Genomic DNA, 20018 nt, shown 5'->3' on the forward strand with positions numbered 1-20018 from the left:
GTGGCATTAGGGCTTGCCCCCTCCCACATTTAATTCGCAGTGTGTCAGTTCCAGCCCGCTCGATCCATCAAGCGAATGGCCTCGGCCTGACGCTTGCCCGCTACTTCCACCGGCAAGGTGTCTGCGACGAACTTGCCCCAGGTCGCCACTTCGGCCGATGGCGGCACTGCCGGGTTGGCCGGGAATTCCTGGTTCACGTCGGCGAAGATCTTCTGCGCCTCAGGCGTGGTCATCCATTCCACCAGTGCCTTGGCCGCTTCCGGGTGCGGCGCGTGCTGGGTCAGGCCGATGCCCGACAGGTTCACGTGCACGCCACGGTCGGCCTGGTTTGGCCAGAACAGCTTCACCGCGAGGTTTGGGTTCTGCTTGTGCAGGCGACCGTAGTAGTAGGTGTTGACGATGCCCACGTCGCACTGCCCGGCGTTGATCGCTTCCAGCACCGCGATGTCATCGGAAAATACGTCGGTGGACAGGTTGTTGACCCAGCCCTTGACGATTTCTTCGGTCTTGGCCGCGCCATGGGTTTCGATCAGGGTGGCGGTCAGCGATTGGTTGTAGACCTTTTTCGCCGTGCGCAGGCACAGGCGGCCTTCCCACTGTTTGTCGGCCAGGGCTTCGTAGGTGGTGAGGTCACCCGGTTTTACCCGGTCGGTGGAATAGGCGATGGTGCGTGCACGCAGGCTCAAGCCGGTCCAGGCATGGCTGGAGGAGCGGTATTGCAGGGGAATGTTCTTGTCGATCACCGGCGAGGTGAACGGTTGCAGGATGCCCATTTGCTCGGCCTGCCAGAGGTTGCCGGCATCGACGGTCAGCAGCAGGTCGGCGGTGGCGTTTTCGCCCTCGGCCTTGATGCGCTGCATTAGCGGCGCTTCCTTGTCGGTGATGAACTTGATCGGTACGCCGGTCTTCTTGGTGTAGGCGTCGAATACCGGCTTGATCAGTTCGTCGATGCGCGAGGAGTAGACCACCACTTCGTCGGCGGCCTGCACGGTGGTGCTGCCGATCAGGGTGAGTGCCAGGGCAGTCAGGAGGCGCTTGGGTGCCAACATGGGTGCGGTCTCTCATTTGCAAAAAGAGGGCAAATGATAAGGACTCACATTTGGTAGTGCTTGGTGGAGGCGTTACCAGATGTTGCATGGTGGGGATTTGGGGTGGGGCTGATGGCCTCATCGGGGGCAAGCCCCCTCCCACAAGGGACTGCATTCAAAGTCAGGGTTTGGCGAGGTCTGGGAGGTCGCCGGTCAGGCCCAACGCCTGGCGTACGAACACCGCCTTGGCTTCGGGCATCTGGTCGACCATCTTCAAGCCAGCATTACGCAACCAGCGCAGCGGCAGTTGATCGGCCTGGAACAACCGCTCAAAGCCTTCCATCGCCGCCATCAGCGCCAGGTTGTGGGGCATGCGTCGACGCTCGTAGCGACTCAGCACCTTCACATCCGCCAGGCGTTCGCCGCGTTCGGTGGCCGATAACAGCACTTCGGCCAATGTCGCCGCGTCGAGGAAGCCCAGGTTCACGCCCTGCCCCGCCAACGGGTGGATCACATGGGCCGCGTCGCCGATCAACGCCAGGCCTTCGGCCACATAGCGTTTGGCGTGACGTTGGCGCAGGGGCACGCAGACGCGCGGGTCGGCACTGACCACCGTACCCAGTCGCCCTTCAAAGGCGCGCTCCAGCTCGCGGCAGAAGCTTTCATCGTCCAGCGCCATCAGGCGCTCGGACTCCGCCGGCGTGGTGGACCAGACGATCGAACACCAATCTTCCTGCCCATCCCGCAACAGCGGCAAGAACGCCAGCGGGCCGGTGTCGGTGAAGCGTTGCCAAGCCGTGCGCTGATGCGGCTGGCTGCTGCGTACGCTGGTCACGATGGCGTTGTGCAGATAATCCCATTCGCGGGTGGCGGTGCCGGTGAGGCGACGCACGGCGGAATTGGCACCATCGGCAGCCACTACCAGCGGCGCGCGCAGCTTGCGGCCATCGGCCAGGGTCAGCAGCCAGTCGTCGCCGGAACGGCGCATCTGTTCCAGTCGTGCGTTGGCCAGCAGGCCCAGGTCGCAGTCGTGCAGACGGTCGAGCAAGGCGTCCTGGACCACGCGGTTCTCGACGATATGCCCGAGCACCTCGGCGTGCACGCTGGCCGCTGAAAAGTGGATCTGCCCGGTGCCGCTGCCGTCCCACACCTGCATCTCGCCGTACGGGCTGGCGCGTCGGTCGACGATGCCATCCCACACGCCCAGGCGCTCGAGGATGCGTTGGCTGGCAGCCGACAAGGCACTTACGCGGGGCTCGAACGCCGCGTCACGCTCGAACGGTTTGACGCTCAACGGGCTACCGTCGAGCAACAGTACTTGCAGGCCACTGCCCTGTAACGCCAGCGCCAGGGCACTTCCGACCATTCCGGCCCCGACAATCAGCACATCTGCGCGCATGTCCATGCTTTAAGCCTTGTCTCGTGTGCGGCACAGGCCGCGAATAAAGAAGTGGGCCGGTTTACGCATCGGGACGCGTGCCCAGGCCCATGGCCTGACGGGCGAACCAACGCTTGGCCGGTGGCAACAGATCAAGGCCAAGCAAGCCCATATTGCGGCCCAGCGCCACCAATGGCTGGGCACTGCCGAACAGGCGCGTCACCTGGTCGGAGAAGCCCACGGTCAGGTTCTGGTCCAGGCGCTGGCGTTCGCGATAGCCCTGCAAGGTCGCCAGATCACCGGGCACCGCAGGCCCGGCCAGCAACGCTTCGGCCAAGGCGTTCGCATCGCGCAGGGACAGGTTGAACCCCTGCCCGGCAATCGGGTGCAGGCTGTGGGCGGCGTTGCCGAGGATCGCCAGGTGGGAGCGCACTTGCTCTTCCGCTTCCACCAGGGTCAGTGGATAAAGGTGGCGGGCGCCGACTTGTTTCAGGGTGCCCAGGCGGTAGCCGAACACGCCTTGCAACTCACTGAGGAAACTGCGCTCGTCGAGTGCCGCCAGGCGCTGCGCGTCCATGCCGATGCGCGTCCAGACCAGTGCGCAGCGGTTGTCCGGCAGCGGCAGCAGGGCCATCGGGCCTTCATCGGTAAAGCGCTCGAAGGCTTCGCCGTTGTGGGCTTCGCTCGGGGTGATATTGGCGATCAGCGCGCTCTGGTTGTACGGGCGGGTTTTCACGCCAATGCCCAGTTGCTCGCGCAGGCCGGAGCGGCCGCCGTCTGCCAGCACAGCCAGGTCGCATTCCAGCACGGTTTCATCGTTGAGGGTCAGGCGATAGCCGTCGGGCAGCGGCTCCATGCGCGTGACTTCAGCCGGGCAACGCCAACTGACCACGTCCTTGTCCAGGCCTTGCCACAGGCATTGGCCGAGCCAGGCGTTTTCCACCACGTAACCGAGGGCCGGCACGCCCTCCTCCATGGCGGACAGGCGCGCTGTTGAGAAGCGTCCCCGGTCCGACACGTGAATCTGCTTGATCGGCTCGGCGCGACGAGCGATGTCCTGCCACAGGCCCAGGCGCTGATAAATCTGCTTGGCGCCGTATGAAAGCGCCGACGAGCGCGCATCGTAGCTCGGCTGATAGGTATCACCGGGGGCGAACGGCTCGATCAGCACAATCTTCCAGCCACGGGCCTTGGCCCCGGCCTGCAACGCCAGCGCCAGGCTGGCGCCCACCAAACCGCCACCGATGATGGCCAGGTTGACCCGGCTCATCGGGACGCCGCCATCAGGGCTTCGATGTCAGCGACGGTCTTGGGCACGCCGCCCGTCAGGATTTCACAGCCTTGCTTGGTCACTACCACGTCGTCCTCGATGCGTACGCCAATGCCACGCCATTTCTTTGCCACGTTCGGGTTGTCCGGTGCGATGTAGATGCCCGGCTCCACGGTCAACGCCATGCCGACTTCCAGCACCCGCCATTCACCGCCCACCTTGTACTCGCCCACATCATGCACATCCATGCCCAACCAGTGGCCGGCGCGGTGCATGTAGAAGGCTTTGTAGGCTTCGCTGGCGATCAACTCGTCGACGTCGCCCTGCAACAGCCCCAGCTTGACCAGCCCGGCGGTAATGACCTGCACCGTCGCTTCGTGGGCCTGGTTCCAATGTTTGTCCGGGGCGATCTCGGCAAAGGCGGCTTCCTGGGAGGCCAGCACAATTTCGTAGATCGCCTTTTGCTCGGGCGAAAACGTGCCGTTGACCGGCCAGGTGCGGGTAATGTCGCTGGCGTAGCAATCGATCTCGCAACCGGCGTCGATCAGCACCAGGTCGCCGTCCTTGAGCAGCGCGTCATTCTGCTGGTAATGCAGGATGCAGCTGTTGCGCCCGGCGGCGACGATGGAACCATAGGCGGGCATCTTTGCACCGCCTTTGCGAAATTCGTAATCCAGCTCGGCTTCCAGGCTGAACTCATGGAGCCCGGCTCGGCTGGCCTGCATCGCTCGCACATGAGCGGCGCAGGAGATTCGCGCCGCTTCGCGCATCACCTTCACTTCTGCCGCCGATTTATACAGGCGCATGTCGTGCAGCAGATGATCCAGGGCAACGAATTCGTTCGGCGGCTGGGCGCCGAGGTGCGCTTTAGAGCGGATCACGTTGATCCACTCCATCAGGTGGCGATCGAATTCGGCATTGCTGCCCATGGCCGAATACACCCGGTCGCGGCCTTCGATCAGGCCGGGCAGGATGTCGTCGATATCGGTGATGGGAAATGCGTCGTCGGCGCCAAAGTCACGGATCGCGCCTTCGGTGCCGGCCCGCAGGCCGTCCCACAATTCGCGTTCGGCATTGCGTTCGCGGCAGAACAGCACGTACTCGCCATGCTGGCGACCGGGCATCAGCACGATCACCGCTTCTGGCTCGGGGAAGCCGCTCAGGTACTGGAAGTCACTGTCCTGGCGGTAGACGTGCTCCACATCACGGTTGCGGATTGCCACGGCGGCGGCCGGCAGGATCGCGATGCTGTTGGGTTCCATCTGCGCCATGAGCGCCTTGCGGCGCCGGGTGTATTCCGCTCTGGGGATATGAATCATGGGCAGATGGGCTTCCTTCTTAGTGCAGCGACGGCTTTGGTGCGGCAGGTTCGGCCGACTTGCGGGTCTCGGTGAACAGCAGCAGCGGTGCGACGCGCAGGTACTCCATGACTTCCATGTAGTCGCCTTCGCCGTCTTCGGACTCTTCCAGGGCGTCTTGCACCTGGGAGATCGCTGCCAGGTCCTGCAACACTTCCTTGGCGTCGGTGCTCAGTTCCAGGCCGCCGGCGTTCACGCCGAAACCGTGGAGGAAACCCTGGCACCATTGGCCCAGGGCGGCGGCACGCTCGGCGAGCGGCGCGTCGTCGGTCGGCAGCAGCAGGACCACAGTGACGTCATCACCGGTCAGCTCGCCCTTGACCATTTCCTGCAGGCCGATCAGCGCGTTGCGCACGTTGTCTTCGGGTTCTTTTTCCAACAGCTCGGCCACATCGGCCAGCCAGTTGTCGGCATCAAAGCCAACGCCGGTGCAGCTGCGGCCCAGCAATACGCCGTGCAGTTCGGCAGGCGAGCAGGGGTGGCCGCTGGCGCTCAGCAGTTTGGAGAAAGCATCGTACGGGGAGTTCTGAATGGGCATGGTGAGCTAGGCGCCAGACGGCGCAATGTCTAGAATGGAGCGCTGTATCCTAGCACCGGCAGACGTACCAAGACTATCAAGGGCGTCAGATCGTTTATCCTGCAGTTGCCATTCATCAGACAAATCCAGTGGAACCCAATGGAAGACACCGACCTGCAAGCGCTGATGGCCAGACTCGAATTGCTAATTACTCGGGTCGAGCAACTTAAGAGTCAAAACGGACTCCTATTAGCTCAGGAAAAGACCTGGCGCGAGGAACGCGCTCACCTCATTGAAAAAAACGAAATCGCCCGGCGTAAGGTCGAATCGATGATTTCGCGCCTGAAGGCCCTGGAGCAAGACTCATGAGTTCAAGCAATAGCGTTACCGTGCAGATTCTCGACAAAGAGTATTCGATCATCTGCCCCCAGGAAGAGCGCAACAACCTGGTGAGCGCCGCCCGCTACCTGGATGGCAAGATGCGTGAGATCCGCAGCAGCGGCAAAGTCATCGGCGCCGACCGCATTGCCGTGATGGCCGCGTTGAATATCACCCACGATTTGCTGCATAAGCAGGAACGCCCTGACGTGCAGGCCAGCGGCTCGACCCGTGAGCAGGTGCGTGACCTGCTGGACCGTGTCGATCTGGTGCTTTCCAGCGATTCAGACGCACCCAAGGGCTGATTGCCGTGAGTGTTTAAGGTATACTCGCCCCACTCCCTGGCGTGTTTGCCAGTCGGCGATGTCCCTGAGCCGATTCGCACTACCCTGGAAGTTGCACGTTGGGCTGGTGTGCATGTCCGCTAGACGGAAAGCCTTAAAGCCTACTGCTTCTTCCACCTTGAACTTTCGGGTTCAAGGGCTAAGTCGACAGCGGCTCTGTCGGGGAGCCTGAATTCCCAAACTCAATGCCAGTCTCAGGACTGGCATTGTTTTATGAGCCGAAAAACCATGACCGAACCTGCGCCGCTTTCCCGTCCGCAACTTCGACGCATGTTGCGCAAGGCCCGCCGGGCACTCACCCCCAGTGAGCAACGCAAGGCCGCCCACGGCCTGTATCGGCAACTGGCACAGCAGCCGCTGTTTCGCCGGGCCAAACATATCTCTTTGTATTTACCGACGGACGGTGAAATCGATCCGCGCCTGCTGCTGCGTGCCGCCCAGCGTCGGGGCAAGGCCACTTACCTGCCGGTGCTCAGCGCCTGGCCACGGACCAAGATGGTGTTCCAGCGCGTACGCCCTGGAGAAAAGTTGTTACCCAATCGTTTTCGCATCCTGGAGCCACGGGTAAACATCGGCCAGCAACGCAAGGTGTGGGCGCTGGACCTGGTGCTGCTGCCCTTGGTGGGATTCGATGAGACGGGTGGGCGCCTTGGCATGGGCGGCGGCTTTTATGACCGCAGCCTCGCCTACCTGGCGCGCCGCCAAAGCTGGCGCAAGCCGACGCTGTTGGGTCTGGCCCATGAATGTCAGAAAGTCGAACGGCTGGTACAAGCGAGTTGGGATGTGCCGTTGGCAGGCACCGTCACCGATAAGCAGTGGTATGTTGCAGAAACGCCGCTGTAGAAGCGGCGTCTTGAAGAAGGGTCAGCGCTTGAACGGCTGCGGCTGCTGTTGAGTCAACTCGATGGGCGCATCGGTCTTGGTCGACCACAAGCTTTGCGCATACCCGGTGGTCACGACGCCCAGACCAAACAAAATAACCAAAATCCATAGTAAATCCGGTTTACGTTGCATCGATTGCCCCCCTTCAGGCACCTCGTACACGATGACAACAACGTTCCAAAGTAGTCCGTTGCAGCTGCGTCAAGCTTTAAAAGCCGGCATTCTGCGGTAACGTGAACCAACACGCAAACCTTGGCGCCAACCGACTGTCGGTTTGTCATAAAATTGCCAGACAACTTGCCCAACGCCTTTTTCAGGAGCCCAAAAATGGCCTACTGGCTGATGAAATCCGAGCCCGACGAACTCTCGATCAAGGGCCTGGAAAAGCTTGGCGAAGCGCGCTGGGATGGGGTTCGCAATTATCAGGCGCGCAACTTTCTGCGCGCCATGGCAGAGGGCGATGAGTTTTTCTTTTATCACTCCAGCTGCCCCGAACCCGGCATTGCAGGCATCGGGAAAATCATCAAGGCGGCTTACCCGGACCCCACCGCTCTGGAACCACAAAGCCACTATTTCGATGCCAAGGCCAGCGCGGAGAAAAATCCGTGGAGTGCGATTGATGTGGCGCACGTCAAAACCTTCCCCGAAGTGTTGGGCCTGGGTTACCTCAAACAACAAACGGCACTCGCCGAATTGCCCTTGGTGCAAAAAGGCAGCCGATTGTCCGTTATGCCCGTGACTGCCGAACAATGGGCGGCGGTACTCCAACTGCTTTAACTTGACCGGCATCAACCGCCCTCGGGCGCCAACCGGTCAAACTAGGACGCTAATGCCGCAGGAAGCCGCCATGTCGACGAACCACCACGCCTCACGTATTTTCGCCTTCGCATTGATCGCCCTGTTGCTGGGTGCCGGCGGCTTCGGTTACTGGCGCTCGACCCAGGACCGCCTGCCCGAAGGCCTGAGCATGGGCAATGGCCGTCTGGAATCCACCGAAGTGCAGATCGCCGCCAAAATTCCCGGTCGGTTGGCCGAAGTGCGCGTGGATGAAGGTGACACAGTGCTCAAGGGCCAATTGCTGGCGCGCATGGACACCCGCACCCTGGAAGCCCAGCGCGCCCAGGCCGAAGCCGAAGTGCTGCGCGCCAAGGAGAACTTCGCCGCCGCCGAGGCCAATGTGCAGTTGCGCCAGAGTGAACAATTGCTGGCCAACCAGGAACTCAAGCGCACCCAGGAGCTGTACAAGCGCGGCTTCGCCAGCACCCAATTGATCGACCAGCAACAAGCGCGGCAGAACACCGGCAACGCCGCCGTGATCGCCGCCCAAGCCCAGGTCAACTCGGTAAAGGCCGCCATCGGTGCAGCCGAGGCCCAAGTGGCGCAGCTCACCAGCGAAATCGACGACAGCAGCCTGCGGGCGCCCATCGACGGGATTATCCAACTGCGCCTGGCCGAGCCCGGCGAAGTGCTCGGCGCCGGTGGGCGTGTGCTGCTGCTGATCGACCCCAATGATCAGTACATGAACCTTTACCTACCCGCCTCCGTCACCGGCCGCCTGACCGTTGGCAGCGACGCGCGCATCTTGCTCGACGCCCTGCCGCAACAGCCGCTGCCGGCCAAGATCAGCTTTGTCGCCGCCAAATCCCAGTTCACCCCCAAGGAAGTGGAAACCCGCGACGAACGCCAAAAACTGGTGTTCCGCGTCAAACTGCGCCTGACCCAACCCAGCGCCGTGCCCCAGGCCAAACCCGGCATGCCCGGCGCCGGCTATGTGCGCACGGCTGACATCGACTGGCCGGCCAACCTGCAATGACCGGCCTGGCGCTGCACGCCACCGGGATCAACCACCGCTACGGCCAGCAACAGGCATTGCTCGATATCAGTTTCAGCCTGCCGGCTGGCACGCGTTGCGGGTTGATCGGTCCGGATGGCGCGGGGAAGTCGAGCCTGCTGGGGCTGATCGCCGGGGTCAAGAAGCTGCAAGACGGCCAGTTGCAGGTGCTGGGCGGCGCCATCGACGACCGCCGCCACCGCAACAGCCTGTATCCGCGCATCGCGTTCATGCCCCAAGGCCTGGGCGGCAACCTGTACCCCGAGCTGTCCATCAGCGAAAACATCCGTTTCTTCGCCACCCTGTTCGGCTTGTCGAAGGACGACTGCGACCAGCGCATGCACAACCTGCTGCTGGCCACCGACCTGGCACGCTTCGCCGAACGCCCGGCGGGCAAACTCTCCGGCGGCATGAAACAAAAACTCGGCCTGTGCTGCGCGCTGATCCACGACCCGGACCTGTTGATCCTCGACGAACCCACCACCGGCGTCGACCCGCTGTCCCGTCGGCGTTTCTGGGAACTGGTAGAAAGCGTACGCCAGGAGCGCCCGCAACTGACGCTGCTGGTGGCGACGGCCTACATGGAAGAAGCCGAGCAGTTCGAACACTGCCTGATGCTCGACCGCGGCAAGCTGATCGCCGATGGCCTGAGCCGTGAGCTGGCGGCTGTCACGCCCAGTGGCAAACTGGATGACGCGTTCACCCATTTCCAGGGTGACAGCGCCCACGGCAACCAGCCGCTAGTGATCCCGCCGCGCGCAAGCGACAACAGCGACATCGCCATTGAAGCCCACGACTTGACCCTGCGCTTTGGTGATTTCACCGCAGTGAACAAGGTCAGCTTCGCCATCGGCCGAGGCGAGATCTTTGGCTTTCTCGGCTCCAACGGCTGCGGCAAGACCACCACCATGAAGGTCCTCACCGGGCTCATGCCAGCCACCGAAGGCAGCGCGAAGCTGCTGGGCAACCCGGTAAACGCCAAGGACCTGGCCACCCGCAAGCGCGTGGGGTTCATGTCGCAAAGCTTCTCGCTGTACGGCGAACTCAGCGTGCGTCAGAACCTGGTGCTGCATGCGCAATTGTTCGACTTGCCCAAGGCCGACAGCGGCCCGCGTATCGATGAACTGATCCAGCGCTTCGACCTCGGCGACGTGGCCGAGCAGCCGTCCGGCGAACTGCCCCTCGGCCTGCGCCAGCGTTTGTCACTGGCCGTGGCGGTGCTGCATCGCCCGGAAGTGCTGATCCTCGATGAGCCCACCTCGGGCGTCGACCCGGCGGCGCGGGATGATTTCTGGCGACTGCTGATCGAGCTGTCCCGCGAGCAAGGCGTGACGATTTTCCTGTCCACCCACTTCATGAACGAAGCCCAGCGCTGCGACCGCATCTCCCTGATGCACGCGGGCAAGGTGCTGGCCTGCGACACACCGGATGCGCTGCAACAGCAATTCCACGGCGACACGCTGGAAGCGGCATTTGTCACCTGCCTGGAACAGGCCCAAGGCGAACCCGAAACCAACGCTCCCCGCGCGACCGTCAGCGAAACCACTGCGCCGCCGGTGAGCAAACGCGGCTTCAACGTGGCCCGCCTGTTGGCCGTGGCCAGCCGCGAAAGCAAAGAACTGCTGCGAGACAAGGTGCGCATGGCCTTCGCCCTGCTCGGGGCGCTGTTCATGATGGTGATCTTTGGCTACGGCATTTCCCTGGACGTGGAAAAACTCGCCTTCGCCGTGTATGACCAGGACCAGACCCCGCAAAGCCGCGCCTACCTGGAGGCCTTCCGCAGCTCACGCTATTTCGCCGAGCAACCGGCCATCCGCGACGCCAACGAGCTGCATCGGCGCCTGCAACGCTCGGAAATCAAATTGGCCCTGGAGATCCCGCCCGGCTTTGGCCGCGACCTGTACGCCGGGCGCCAGCCCACCGTGGCAGCGTGGCTCGATGGCGGCATGCCGTTTCGTGCGGAAACCAGTCGCAACTATGTCGAGGCCGTGCACCAGGGCAATCTTGAGCAACTCGCCGAACTGAGCAGCCTACCGCGCAGCGGTCAAGCGGCCGCCAAGCTGGAAACCCGCTTTCGCTACAACCAGGACGTGGTCAGCGTTAACGCCATTGGGCCGGGCGTCATGGCACTGATCCTGGCCTTTATCCCGGCAATGCTCACCGCGCTGGGCATCGTACGGGAGAAGGAGCTGGGATCTATCACCAACTTCTACGCCACACCGCTGACGCGCCTGGAGTTCCTGCTGGGCAAACAAGCGCCGTACCTGGCTGTCAGCCTGGTCAACCTGGCCTTGCTGGTGGCGATGAACCGCTGGCTGTTCGGCGTGCCGTTCAAGGGCAGCGCTGTGACGCTGGCGTTCGGCGGCCTGCTGTACGTGCTGGCCACCACCAGCATGGGCCTGCTGATTTCCGCGTTCACCCGCACCCAGATCGCGGCGATCCTCGGCACCATGATCATCACCAGCCTGCCGACCATCCAGTTCTCCGGGCTGATCGTGCCGCGCTCTTCCCTGGAGGGCGCTGCTGCATTGATGGGCACGCTGTTTCCGGCGGGGCACTTCCTGGATATCGCGGTGGGCACCTTCACCAAGGCCCTGGACCTGCGCCAACTGTGGCCGCAGTGCCTGGCGCTGTTCGGGTTCTTCGTCGGGTTTACCGGTTTGAGCCTGATCATGCTCAAGAAGCAGGAGGCCTGATGCATACGTTCGCGCACATCCTGCGACTAGGGCTCAAGGAACTGACCAGCCTGCGCCACGACAGCGTGCTGCTGCTGTTTCTGTTCTACGCGTTCACCGTGGCCATCTACATGCCTGCGGCCGGTTCGGTGATCGGCGTGCATAACGCCAGCGTGGCGTTTGTGGATGAGGACCACAGCGCGCTCTCGCGACAAATGGCCGAGGCGCTGCAACCGCCGGAGTTCCAGGCGCCAGCGCCATTGGCGTATGACCAACTGGACAAGGTCATGGACAGCGGCGAGTACACCTTCGTGATCAACGTGCCCGCGAACTTCCAGGCTGACCTGTTGGCCGGCCGCCAACCCGGCGTGCAGGTGAACGTGGACGCCACGGCGATGAGCCAGGCGTTTATGGGCGCGGGCTATATCGGGCGGATCTTCCAGCGTGAGCTGCTCAGCTATAGCGGTCAGGCAGAGGCGGCCAGTCACACCCCCGCGCAGCTCACCACCCGTGCGCTGTTCAACACCAACCTGGAGGGCGGCTGGTTCCTGGCGGTGATCCAGATCGTCAACAACATCACCATCCTCGCCATCGTGCTCACCGGCACCGCGCTGCTGCGCGAGCGGGAGCACGGCACTCTCGATCATTTGCTGGTGCTGCCGTTGACGGCGCTGGAGATCATGCTGGCGAAAATCTGGAGCAACATGCTCGTTGTGGTGCTGTGCACCTGGGTGTCGTTGGAGGTGGTGGTGAAGGGCTTGCTGGGCGTGCCGTTGGCGGGGTCGCTGAGTTTGTTCCTGTTCGTGACGGCGCTGTATCTGTTTGCCAGTACGGCTTTGGGGATATTCCTGGCGACGCTGGCGCGCTCGACGCCGCAGTTCGGTTTGTTGGCCATTCCGGTGATTATCCCGATGCTGCTGTTGTCGGGCGGCAGTACACCGCTGGACAGCATGCCGGAGTGGTTGCAATGGGTGATGCAGGGGTCGCCGTCGACGCATTTTGTGAGCTTGAGCGCGGCGATTCTGTTTCGGGATGCGGGGGTGAGTGTGGTGTGGCCGGATTTGCTGGCGCTGGCGGGGATTGGGTTGGTGTTTTTCTTGGTGGCGTTGGGGAGATTCAGGAAGAGTTTGGCGTCTTGAGGTGAATGTACCGCCGCCATCGCGGGCAAGCCCGCTCCCACATTTGACTGTATTCACACCTCAGAATCTGTGAACCCAATCCAGTGTGGGAGCGGGCTTGCCCGCGATGGGCGCGCCGCGATTACTGGATGATGAGGTTGTTGAACAGCAGATCTTCCACCACTGGCTTGCCGGTTTCGTCATTCATCACTTGCTGTGTCTGCTTGAGGGCTTCCTGGCGCAGTTTCTCCTTGCCTTCAACGGTGCTCATGGTGTCGTTGGTCTGCTGGGTAAACAGCGCCACCAGTTGGTTACGGATCAGCGCATCGTTGGCTTTGACGGCGGCGGCGGCTTCGGTGCCGGTGACGCGCAGGGCGATGTCGGCTTTGTACACCTTGAGCTTGGCCGTGCCATCCAGGCCATAGTTACCCACGAATGGCGGGCTGAGGCTGATGTAGCTGACCTTCGGCGCCTCGCCTTCTTTGGCTTCTTCGGCCTGCGCTGCCATCGGCAAGGTCAGGGCCAGCATCAACAGGATCCACGCTTTCACAGTTCATTCCTCAAATTCGGTTGCCGGGTAGCATAACGCTAGCAAGGCTGAGTACAAGCTTATGGCGACTTATCAGGCCTGGGCATGCTCGTTGACCCACGGGCACACCCTCCTACACTTATCGGCCACGACGCCAAAAGGAATAGTCCGATGAAAGCTGTGCTGTGCAAAGCCTTCGGCCCCGCCGAAACCCTGGTGCTGGAAGAAATCGAAAGCCCAGCGATCAAGAAGAACGAAATCCTGCTGGACGTGCATGCCGCCGGGGTCAACTTCCCGGACACCTTGATCATCGAGGGCAAGTACCAGTTCAAGCCTCCCTTCCCGTTCTCGCCGGGGGGTGAGGCGGCGGGTGTGGTCAGTGAAGTGGGGGAAAAGGTCAGCCATCTGAAAGTCGGTGACCGCGTCATGGCCCTCACCGGCTGGGGCAGCTTTGCCGAGCAGGTCGCGGTGCCGGGCTATAACGTGCTGCCGATCCCGCCCAGCATGGACTTCAACACCGCCGCCGCCTTCAGCATGACCTACGGCACCTCGATGCACGCGCTGAAACAACGCGCCAACCTGCAACCCGGCGAAACCCTGCTGGTACTCGGCGCCTCCGGTGGCGTGGGCCTGGCCGCCGTGGAAATCGGCAAGGCCATGGGCGCCCGCGTGATCGCCGCCGCCAGCAGCGCCGACAAGCTCGCGGTGGCCAAGGCGGCCGGCGCCGATGAGTTGATCAACTACAGCGAAGCCAGCCTGAAAGACGAGATCAAGCGCCTCACCGACGGCAACGGCGCCGATGTGATCTACGACCCGGTGGGGGGCGACCTGTTTGACCAGGCCATCCGCAGCATCGCCTGGAACGGGCGCTTGCTGGTGGTGGGGTTTGCCAGCGGGCGCATCCCCGAGCTGCCGGTGAACCTGGCATTGCTCAAGGGCGCGGCGGTGGTTGGGGTGTTCTGGGGCTCGTTTGCGCAACGCCAGCCGCAGGATAACGCGGCGAATTTCCAGCAGTTGTTTGGGTGGCATGCCGAGGGCAAGCTCAAACCATTGGTTTCCCAACTGTACCCACTCGAACAGGCCGCCCAGGCGATCAATGACCTGGGCCAGCGCCGGGCGGTGGGCAAAGTGGTGGTCCAAACCCGCTAACTAACCTGAAATGCAATCAATTGTGGGAGGGGGCTTGCCCCCGATAGCAGGGTGTCAGCCACTGAATCCATTGGCTGGCATACCGCAATCGGGAGCAAGCCCCCTCCCACATTTTGTTTTCCGGTGTTCATAAAAGAACATGCACCCGCTCTCATTTCCTTTGTTTGCTGATAAGAGGCCATGCTATTTTCGGTAACGAAACTGTAACATTCGCATCCGCAGTCAAAACAAGAAATCTGGAGCTCTTGAATGTTTGCTTTCTTTCATCCTGCCGCACACCAGGCGCCCCTGCCTGAAGAAAAAATAGACAGTACCTACCGACGCCTGCGCTGGCAGATCTTCGCGGGTATTTTCTTTGGTTACGCCGGCTACTACCTGCTGCGCAAAAACTTCTCCCTGGCCATGCCCTACCTGATCGACGAGGGTTACACCCGTGGTGAGCTGGGCCTGGCGATGTCGGCCATCGCGATTGCCTACGGCTTGTCCAAGTTCCTGATGGGCCTGGTGTCCGACCGCTCCAACCCGCGTTACTTCCTGACCTTCGGCCTGCTGGTTTCAGCAGGGGTGATGTTCATTTTCGGTTTCGCACCTTGGGCCACGTCCAGCGTGACCATGATGTTCATTTTGCTGTTCATCAACGGCTGGGCCCAGGGCATGGGCTGGCCGCCAAGTGGGCGGACCATGGTGCACTGGTGGTCGCAGAAAGAACGCGGCGGCGTGGTCTCGGTGTGGAACGTGGCGCACAACGTCGGCGGCGGCCTGATCGGCCCGCTGTTCTTGCTGGGCATGGCCTGGTTCAACGACTGGCACGCGGCGTTCTACGTACCGGCCACCGTGGCCTTGCTGGTGGCGGCGTTTGCCTTCATCACCATGCGCGACACCCCGCAATCGGTAGGCCTGCCGCCTATCGAGCAGTACAAGAATGACTACCCGGAAGGCTACGACGCCAGCCACGAAGAAGAATTCAGCGCCAAGGAAATCTTCGTCAAGTACGTGCTGCGCAACAAAATGCTGTGGTACATCGCCTTCGCCAACGTGTTCGTCTACCTGCTGCGCTACGGCGTATTGGACTGGGCACCGACCTACCTCAAGGAAGCCAAGCACTTCGACGTGGACAAAACCTCGTGGGCGTACTTCTTCTACGAGTGGGCGGGCATTCCGGGCACGCTGCTGTGCGGCTGGATGTCGGACAAGATCTTCCGTGGCAACCGCGGCCTGACCGGCGTGGTGTTCATGGCCCTGGTGACCGTCGCGACCCTGGTGTACTGGCTCAACCCGCCGGGCAACCCGACCATCGACATGATTGCGCTGTTCTCCATCGGCTTCCTGATCTACGGCCCGGTGATGCTGATCGGCCTGCAGGCATTGGAACTGGCACCGAAGAAAGCCGCTGGCACCGCTGCGGGCTTCACCGGCCTGTTCGGTTACCTGGGCGGCTCGGTGGCCGCGAGTGCAGCCATGGGCTACACCGTGGACCATTTCGGCTGGGACGGCGGCTTTGTGCTGCTGGTGGGCGCGTGCCTGTTGGCGATTGCGTTCCTGGTGCCGACGCTGTGGCACACCAACAGCGCCAGCGCAGAGCGCTCAGCGACCGCCTAAGCACTCCTTCGCACAACGCTTGAGCCGCGCCTCCAGGTTTTTATCTGGCATGGCGTGGCTACGCAGGGCGTTGACGGTCTGCTCGACATAATCGCGAGTAGTGCCGTAACGCCCGCAAGCGCTTTCCAGCACGTGGTTCAATACCTGATCGGGCAAGTTCCCGGCATAGCTGGGCAGGTGCCGCTCCAATACAAACCCTAAGGCCTGCACCTGGGTGCCATCTTCAAGCCGGCAACTGAGCCAGTGCGGTCGATAGGAGGGATAAGGCATCTCGCGTTGCCACAAGGCATACAACGAGGCTTCCAGCTGATCTTCCGGCAAGCGGTAGGCAAACCCGCTGCATGAGCCGCCACGATCCAGACCAAACACCAACCCTGGCGTTTCCGGCGTACCCCGATGTTCATGGGACCACAGGTACAGGCCCCGGTGATAACCGTGGACCCGTGCCCGCACACGCTCGGTGGACGAGCATTCAGGCCGCCAGATCAGCGAACCGTAAGCAAAGAGCCAGACCGGGCCACCCTTATGCCGGCCCATGGTGGCCTGCATTGAGCTCATCAACTGTTCGTGAGTGAGTTGCGGCCCTAGATCGAGCCGCGGAGGGTAAGCCAATTGCATAAGATCGGATTCAATAACGGTCATGGCAGATCGCTTAGGTCTCCTGTGTATTACCAGTTATAGGCAACTTTACCGTAATAGAACGCGCCGCTGTAACCGTACGGCGAAAAAGTGCTGTAGGCGAGGTTGCCGCCGCTGCTGGCGAATGCATTGACCTTTTCCGGGTATTTGTCGGTGACGTTGTCGCCGCCCAGGGTGAAGGTCCAGTTCTTGAACCGGTAGTCCGCCGACAGATCCAGCACCCACGCTGCCTTGAAAGTCTGGTCGTTGAGCTTGTCCGCCTGATAGCTGGTGAATTCACCATAGCGCACCAGGTTGCTGTGCAGCGCCCAATTGCCGAACGTGAAGTCGTTACCCAGGCTCAGCTTGTGTTCGGGCGTGGTATCGCCGAGCAAACCGCTTTTTTCGCGACGGTCCACACGCACCAGGTCCGCGCCCAGGCTGTCGAGGATCGCCGGGTTGGGCTTCACGTCCGTCACTTTGGTGTGGTTGTAGTTGTAGCCGACGGTGCTGTTCCAGCGGATGCCGTTATCGAACTGATAGCGATAGTTGGCCACCAGGTCGACGCCGTCGGTGCTGGTGTCAGTGGCGTTGGTGAAGTAGCGGGCGGTGGTGTAGTCGATATTACCGACGCCATTGGCCTGCAAGTACGCACGCGTCGCTGCGTTGATGCCGAGGTTGGACGACAGGCTGATACGGTCGCGAATGTCGATGCGGTACACGTCCACCGTCACCGTCAGGTTATCGGCAGGCTCCAGCACCAGGCCGAGGCTGTAGTTGCGCGACTTCTCGGCCTTGAGGTCTTCGGCGCCCAGCAAACGGGCCACCTGGCTGTTGGCCGGGAAGGTGCCAGCCTCTTGCAGGGTGCCATTGACCAGTTGGGAGGAGGTCAATGCAAAGTTCTGCTGAGCCAGGGACGGCGCACGGAAACCGTTGGAAATACTGCCGCGCAAGGCCACCTGCGGCGTGAAGTCGTAGCGCGCCGACAGCGACCCGCTGACGTTGGAGCCGAAGTCGCTGTAATCCTCGTGGCGGACGGCGGCCGAGGCACTGAGTTTTTCGGTGAAATTGGTTTCCAGGTCCAGGTACTGCGCCCAGTTGTGGCGCGAACTGCTGCCGGCGTCGGCATCACGGAAACCCGCCAGGCCCGAGCTGCCGCTCTGGTAGTAGGACGCCGGCTCGCCCGCTTCGATTTCATACCCCTGGTGCAGGTATTCGCCGCCGAAGGCCACCGACACCGGGTAAGGCAAGAACCCCACATCGAATTCGCGGGACAGGTCCAGGCTGACTTGCTTCTGGTCGTTGCTCAGGGTGCCGTTGTCGAATTTGCGCGGCTTGGCCAGGCCCAGGGAGGTGTTGATGGTTTCGGTGCTCAGCGCGTACTGGTTCTTGCCGTAGTTGGCCGACAGATCGTAATGCCAGTCGTAGGCCAGCAAACCGCGCAGGCCGACCACCAGCGAAGTGTCTTCGAGATTGCCCTTGATCAGCGGCAAGTAGCCGTTGGGGTTGAGCGCCGGGATGTTATTGGACGCATTGCTCGCCCGGTAGAACGCCGCCGTCTCGCCGCGCCGCTTGCTGTAGCCGCCAAAAGTGTACAACTCGGCCGCATCGTTGAAGGCATATTCGGCGTTGAACTGGAACTTGCCTTCGTTGGTGGCCGGCTCGCCCTGACGAAACACCTGTTGGCCGTAGGTGGTAGAGCCGATGCTGGCCGCGCGGTAGTCCTTGCCGGCGCGGTTGGTGTAGTCGTTGTCGGCGCCTTCGCCGGAAAGGTTGATAAAGCCGTTGTCGCCCAGCGCCACGCCAGTGTTGCCGCTGATGTTGCGTTGAATGCCGTCGCCTTTTTTGTACTCGCCGAATTTGCTGGAAACCGAGCCACCATGATCGGCGTGCTTGAGGATCACGTTGATCACCCCGGCAATCGCGTCCGATCCGTAGCGCGCCGACGCACCGTCGCGCAGCACTTCGATATGGTCCACGGCCGACAGCGGGATCGCATTCAGGTCTGCCGGCGCCGAGCCCCGGCCCACGGCGCCCCCAAGGTTGACGAACGCACTGGTGTGGCGGCGCTTGCCGTTGACCAGCACCAGCACCTGATCCGGTGACAACCCACGCAACTGCGCAGGGCGCACCAGCTCGGCGCCGTCCACCAAGCTTGGGCGCGGGAAGTTGATCGACGGAATCAGGCGCGCCAATACCGCCCCCAACTCATCGGAGCCGGTACTGCGCAAGGTCTCGCCGGAAATCACATCGATGGGTGACAGCGACGCACTGGCGGTGCGCTCCTGGGCACGGGTGCCGGTGACGATCACGGTGTCGAGCTTGGGTGCATCGGTGGCGGACGTTTCAGCCGCAAAGACAGGATTGAAGCCCACAGCGGTCAGCAAATTGGCCGACAAAATCGCTGAGTACAACGCGTGTTTCTGGTAACTCCCCATACCGCTCCCCTTTGAATCAACTATCAGGGCGTCATGCTCTGAATGCGTACGATCGATCCGGCTGGCGGGCGGTGGCGGTCAGTTTTCTGGTTGTAGTGAGTGAGGCGGTAGTCCGTTGAGATATAGCCTAAAGATATTTATGTAACAAATTAAATACCTTTAAGGAATAAGCGAATGCATAAGCCCCCCCGCTCGTCAGGATTGCAGGGCCCCATCCCGCTACCTTCAGCGCAGGTTCAGCCTGGGAACGCAACCAGCCTTCAAAATGGGGCACAGATTACGACCCACCTAGCCGCCCATAAAATCGACTATCGAGGTCGCACCCATGAAGAAATTCCGATTGCCTGGCCTGCTGCTTCTGGCACAGGCCACCACCGCCCTGGCGGGCGAAGTACCGGTTACCGAAGACGACAAAGGCTTCTGGTATGCGCAGACCAGCGTGTATACCCGTCACTTCGCGCCCGACCCGGAGCACAACAACAACCAGGACCTGATCGGCCTGGAGCGCAATGAAGCCTCAGGTTTTGTGTATGGCGGGGCGACGTTTCGCAATTCGTTCCGACAGCGCTCGTATTACGCCTATGCGGGCAAGCGCTATGACATGGCGGACTATCCGGTGTATTTGAAGCTGACCGGCGGAGCGATCCAGGGCTATCGCGGCAAGTACCGCGACAAGATCCCGTTGAACCGTTTTGGCGTGGCGCCGGTGATCATTCCGTCGGTAGGCACCCATTACGGGCCGGTGGCGGCGGAGTTGGTGTTGCTGGGGTTCAATGCGGCGATGGTGACCACGGGCATACGCTTCTAACCCTGACACGACACAAACCAATGTGGGAGGGGGCTTGCCCCCGATGAGCATAGGTATCTACACAACTATCGGACCTGACAAAACCCGAAGCCCTGGCT

At 61.9% G+C, this 20018-nt stretch carries 19 protein-coding genes and 1 other RNA gene; 11 read left to right on the plus strand and 9 right to left on the minus strand.

What is annotated here, in order from left to right; translation table 11 throughout:
* Nucleotides 1–44: 44 nt before the first annotated feature.
* The 5 genes from DYL61_RS28890 to DYL61_RS28910 all read right to left on the minus strand — a co-directional run bounded on the left by DYL61_RS28890 (nucleotide 45) and on the right by DYL61_RS28910 (nucleotide 5572).
* A complete protein-coding gene (locus DYL61_RS28890) occupies nucleotides 45–1049 on the minus strand; it encodes an extracellular solute-binding protein (protein ID WP_105697232.1) in 1005 nt (334 codons plus the stop codon).
* A gap of 160 nt (nucleotides 1050–1209) precedes the next feature.
* Nucleotides 1210–2427 carry a 2-octaprenyl-3-methyl-6-methoxy-1,4-benzoquinol hydroxylase gene (locus DYL61_RS28895; RefSeq protein ID WP_167498012.1) on the minus strand — a complete coding sequence of 406 codons (1218 nt, stop codon included), beginning with the start codon at nucleotides 2425–2427 and terminating at the stop codon, nucleotides 1210–1212.
* Nucleotides 2428–2488: 61 nt separating this feature from the next.
* Nucleotides 2489–3676: a 2-octaprenyl-6-methoxyphenyl hydroxylase gene (gene ubiH / locus DYL61_RS28900; RefSeq protein WP_135311198.1), complete on the minus strand. Its 1188-nt coding sequence runs from the start codon at nucleotides 3674–3676 to the stop codon at nucleotides 2489–2491.
* On the minus strand, nucleotides 3673–4995 hold the full coding sequence (gene pepP / locus DYL61_RS28905; protein WP_135311199.1) for a Xaa-Pro aminopeptidase: 1323 nt from the start codon (nucleotides 4993–4995) through the stop codon (nucleotides 3673–3675). Before pepP ends, ubiH begins: the two co-directional genes overlap by 4 nt.
* 19 nt (nucleotides 4996–5014) lie before the next feature.
* The gene (locus DYL61_RS28910; RefSeq protein WP_135311200.1) at nucleotides 5015–5572 is read right to left on the minus strand and encodes a YecA/YgfB family protein; all 558 of its coding nucleotides are present in this window, start codon (nucleotides 5570–5572) and stop codon (nucleotides 5015–5017) included.
* Nucleotides 5573–5710: 138 nt separating this feature from the next.
* Here DYL61_RS28910 and DYL61_RS28915 point away from each other — a divergent pair, with 138 nt between their 5' ends.
* The 4 genes from DYL61_RS28915 (at nucleotide 5711) to DYL61_RS28930 (ending at nucleotide 7116) form a co-directional block, all read left to right on the plus strand.
* The gene (locus tag DYL61_RS28915) at nucleotides 5711–5920 is read left to right on the plus strand and encodes a TIGR02449 family protein (protein ID WP_007982902.1); all 210 of its coding nucleotides are present in this window, start codon (nucleotides 5711–5713) and stop codon (nucleotides 5918–5920) included.
* Nucleotides 5917–6234 (plus strand): cell division protein ZapA, encoded by a 318-nt coding sequence (locus DYL61_RS28920; RefSeq protein WP_105697237.1) that lies wholly within the window; start codon nucleotides 5917–5919, stop codon nucleotides 6232–6234. Before DYL61_RS28915 ends, DYL61_RS28920 begins: the two co-directional genes overlap by 4 nt.
* Nucleotides 6235–6264: 30 nt before the next feature.
* A non-coding RNA gene (gene ssrS, locus DYL61_RS28925) (6S RNA) lies at nucleotides 6265–6443 on the plus strand.
* Nucleotides 6444–6501: 58 nt separating this feature from the next.
* Nucleotides 6502–7116 (plus strand): 5-formyltetrahydrofolate cyclo-ligase, encoded by a 615-nt coding sequence (locus DYL61_RS28930; protein WP_135311211.1) that lies wholly within the window; start codon nucleotides 6502–6504, stop codon nucleotides 7114–7116.
* 21 nt (nucleotides 7117–7137) lie between these two features.
* Here the strand turns inward: DYL61_RS28930 and DYL61_RS28935 are convergent, their stop codons facing one another.
* Nucleotides 7138–7287: a hypothetical protein gene (locus tag DYL61_RS28935; protein WP_105697239.1), complete on the minus strand. Its 150-nt coding sequence runs from the start codon at nucleotides 7285–7287 to the stop codon at nucleotides 7138–7140.
* A 195-nt stretch (nucleotides 7288–7482) separates the two neighbouring features.
* Here DYL61_RS28935 and DYL61_RS28940 point away from each other — a divergent pair, with 195 nt between their 5' ends.
* The 4 genes from DYL61_RS28940 (at nucleotide 7483) to DYL61_RS28955 (ending at nucleotide 12800) form a co-directional block, all read left to right on the plus strand.
* Nucleotides 7483–7932, plus strand: a complete 450-nt coding sequence (locus DYL61_RS28940) for an EVE domain-containing protein (protein ID WP_135311201.1) — start codon at nucleotides 7483–7485, stop codon at nucleotides 7930–7932.
* Nucleotides 7933–8002: 70 nt separating this feature from the next.
* The gene (locus tag DYL61_RS28945) at nucleotides 8003–8968 is read left to right on the plus strand and encodes an HlyD family secretion protein (protein ID WP_135311202.1); all 966 of its coding nucleotides are present in this window, start codon (nucleotides 8003–8005) and stop codon (nucleotides 8966–8968) included.
* Nucleotides 8965–11682, plus strand: a complete 2718-nt coding sequence (rbbA, locus tag DYL61_RS28950; RefSeq protein ID WP_135311203.1) for a ribosome-associated ATPase/putative transporter RbbA — start codon at nucleotides 8965–8967, stop codon at nucleotides 11680–11682. The genes DYL61_RS28945 and rbbA overlap by 4 nt, the downstream gene beginning before the upstream one ends.
* The gene (locus DYL61_RS28955; RefSeq protein WP_135311204.1) at nucleotides 11682–12800 is read left to right on the plus strand and encodes an ABC transporter permease; all 1119 of its coding nucleotides are present in this window, start codon (nucleotides 11682–11684) and stop codon (nucleotides 12798–12800) included. The genes rbbA and DYL61_RS28955 overlap by 1 nt, the downstream gene beginning before the upstream one ends.
* Before the next feature lie 121 nt (nucleotides 12801–12921).
* Here DYL61_RS28955 and DYL61_RS28960 read toward each other — a convergent pair whose 3' ends face one another.
* Nucleotides 12922–13329, minus strand: coding sequence for a flagellar basal body-associated protein FliL (locus DYL61_RS28960; RefSeq protein ID WP_135311205.1), 408 nt, complete (start codon nucleotides 13327–13329; stop codon nucleotides 12922–12924).
* 150 nt (nucleotides 13330–13479) lie between these two features.
* Here DYL61_RS28960 and DYL61_RS28965 point away from each other — a divergent pair, with 150 nt between their 5' ends.
* Nucleotides 13480–14457: an NADPH:quinone oxidoreductase family protein gene (locus DYL61_RS28965; protein ID WP_135311206.1), complete on the plus strand. Its 978-nt coding sequence runs from the start codon at nucleotides 13480–13482 to the stop codon at nucleotides 14455–14457.
* A 249-nt stretch (nucleotides 14458–14706) separates the two neighbouring features.
* Nucleotides 14707–16056, plus strand: a complete 1350-nt coding sequence (gene glpT, locus DYL61_RS28970) for a glycerol-3-phosphate transporter (RefSeq protein WP_135311207.1) — start codon at nucleotides 14707–14709, stop codon at nucleotides 16054–16056.
* On the opposite strand, the gene DYL61_RS28975 is transcribed toward glpT, so the two are convergent.
* Together DYL61_RS28975 and DYL61_RS28980 are read right to left on the minus strand one after the other, a co-directional pair.
* Nucleotides 16042–16698, minus strand: coding sequence for a gamma-glutamylcyclotransferase (locus tag DYL61_RS28975; RefSeq protein ID WP_135311208.1), 657 nt, complete (start codon nucleotides 16696–16698; stop codon nucleotides 16042–16044). The genes glpT and DYL61_RS28975 overlap by 15 nt on opposite strands.
* A gap of 26 nt (nucleotides 16699–16724) precedes the next feature.
* Nucleotides 16725–19112: a TonB-dependent receptor plug domain-containing protein gene (locus DYL61_RS28980; protein ID WP_135311209.1), complete on the minus strand. Its 2388-nt coding sequence runs from the start codon at nucleotides 19110–19112 to the stop codon at nucleotides 16725–16727.
* A 325-nt stretch (nucleotides 19113–19437) separates the two neighbouring features.
* On the opposite strand from DYL61_RS28980, the gene DYL61_RS28985 reads away from it, so the two are divergent.
* On the plus strand, nucleotides 19438–19920 hold the full coding sequence (locus DYL61_RS28985; protein WP_135311210.1) for a sn-glycerol-3-phosphate transporter: 483 nt from the start codon (nucleotides 19438–19440) through the stop codon (nucleotides 19918–19920).
* Nucleotides 19921–20018: the final 98 nt, after the last annotated feature.

Source organism: Pseudomonas nabeulensis (assembly GCF_004682045.1).
GTDB lineage: Bacteria > Pseudomonadota > Gammaproteobacteria > Pseudomonadales > Pseudomonadaceae > Aquipseudomonas > Aquipseudomonas nabeulensis.

Excerpts from the sequence above, each read along its gene's own strand:
- DYL61_RS28890 (WP_105697232.1), bottom strand. The coding sequence starts at position 1,049 with ATGTTGGCACCCAAGCGCCTCCTGACTGCCCTGGCACTCACCCTGATC.
- DYL61_RS28895 (WP_167498012.1), bottom strand. The coding sequence starts at position 2,427 with ATGCGCGCAGATGTGCTGATTGTCGGGGCCGGAATGGTCGGAAGTGCC.
- ubiH (WP_135311198.1), bottom strand. The coding sequence starts at position 3,676 with ATGAGCCGGGTCAACCTGGCCATCATCGGTGGCGGTTTGGTGGGCGCC.
- pepP (WP_135311199.1), bottom strand. The coding sequence starts at position 4,995 with ATGATTCATATCCCCAGAGCGGAATACACCCGGCGCCGCAAGGCGCTC.
- DYL61_RS28910 (WP_135311200.1), bottom strand. The coding sequence starts at position 5,572 with ATGCCCATTCAGAACTCCCCGTACGATGCTTTCTCCAAACTGCTGAGC.
- DYL61_RS28915 (WP_007982902.1), top strand. The coding sequence starts at position 5,711 with ATGGAAGACACCGACCTGCAAGCGCTGATGGCCAGACTCGAATTGCTA.
- DYL61_RS28920 (WP_105697237.1), top strand. The coding sequence starts at position 5,917 with ATGAGTTCAAGCAATAGCGTTACCGTGCAGATTCTCGACAAAGAGTAT.
- DYL61_RS28930 (WP_135311211.1), top strand. The coding sequence starts at position 6,502 with ATGACCGAACCTGCGCCGCTTTCCCGTCCGCAACTTCGACGCATGTTG.
- DYL61_RS28935 (WP_105697239.1), bottom strand. The coding sequence starts at position 7,287 with ATGCAACGTAAACCGGATTTACTATGGATTTTGGTTATTTTGTTTGGT.
- DYL61_RS28940 (WP_135311201.1), top strand. The coding sequence starts at position 7,483 with ATGGCCTACTGGCTGATGAAATCCGAGCCCGACGAACTCTCGATCAAG.
- DYL61_RS28945 (WP_135311202.1), top strand. The coding sequence starts at position 8,003 with ATGTCGACGAACCACCACGCCTCACGTATTTTCGCCTTCGCATTGATC.
- rbbA (WP_135311203.1), top strand. The coding sequence starts at position 8,965 with ATGACCGGCCTGGCGCTGCACGCCACCGGGATCAACCACCGCTACGGC.
- DYL61_RS28955 (WP_135311204.1), top strand. The coding sequence starts at position 11,682 with ATGCATACGTTCGCGCACATCCTGCGACTAGGGCTCAAGGAACTGACC.
- DYL61_RS28965 (WP_135311206.1), top strand. The coding sequence starts at position 13,480 with ATGAAAGCTGTGCTGTGCAAAGCCTTCGGCCCCGCCGAAACCCTGGTG.
- glpT (WP_135311207.1), top strand. The coding sequence starts at position 14,707 with ATGTTTGCTTTCTTTCATCCTGCCGCACACCAGGCGCCCCTGCCTGAA.
- DYL61_RS28975 (WP_135311208.1), bottom strand. The coding sequence starts at position 16,698 with ATGACCGTTATTGAATCCGATCTTATGCAATTGGCTTACCCTCCGCGG.
- DYL61_RS28980 (WP_135311209.1), bottom strand. The coding sequence starts at position 19,112 with ATGGGGAGTTACCAGAAACACGCGTTGTACTCAGCGATTTTGTCGGCC.
- DYL61_RS28985 (WP_135311210.1), top strand. The coding sequence starts at position 19,438 with ATGAAGAAATTCCGATTGCCTGGCCTGCTGCTTCTGGCACAGGCCACC.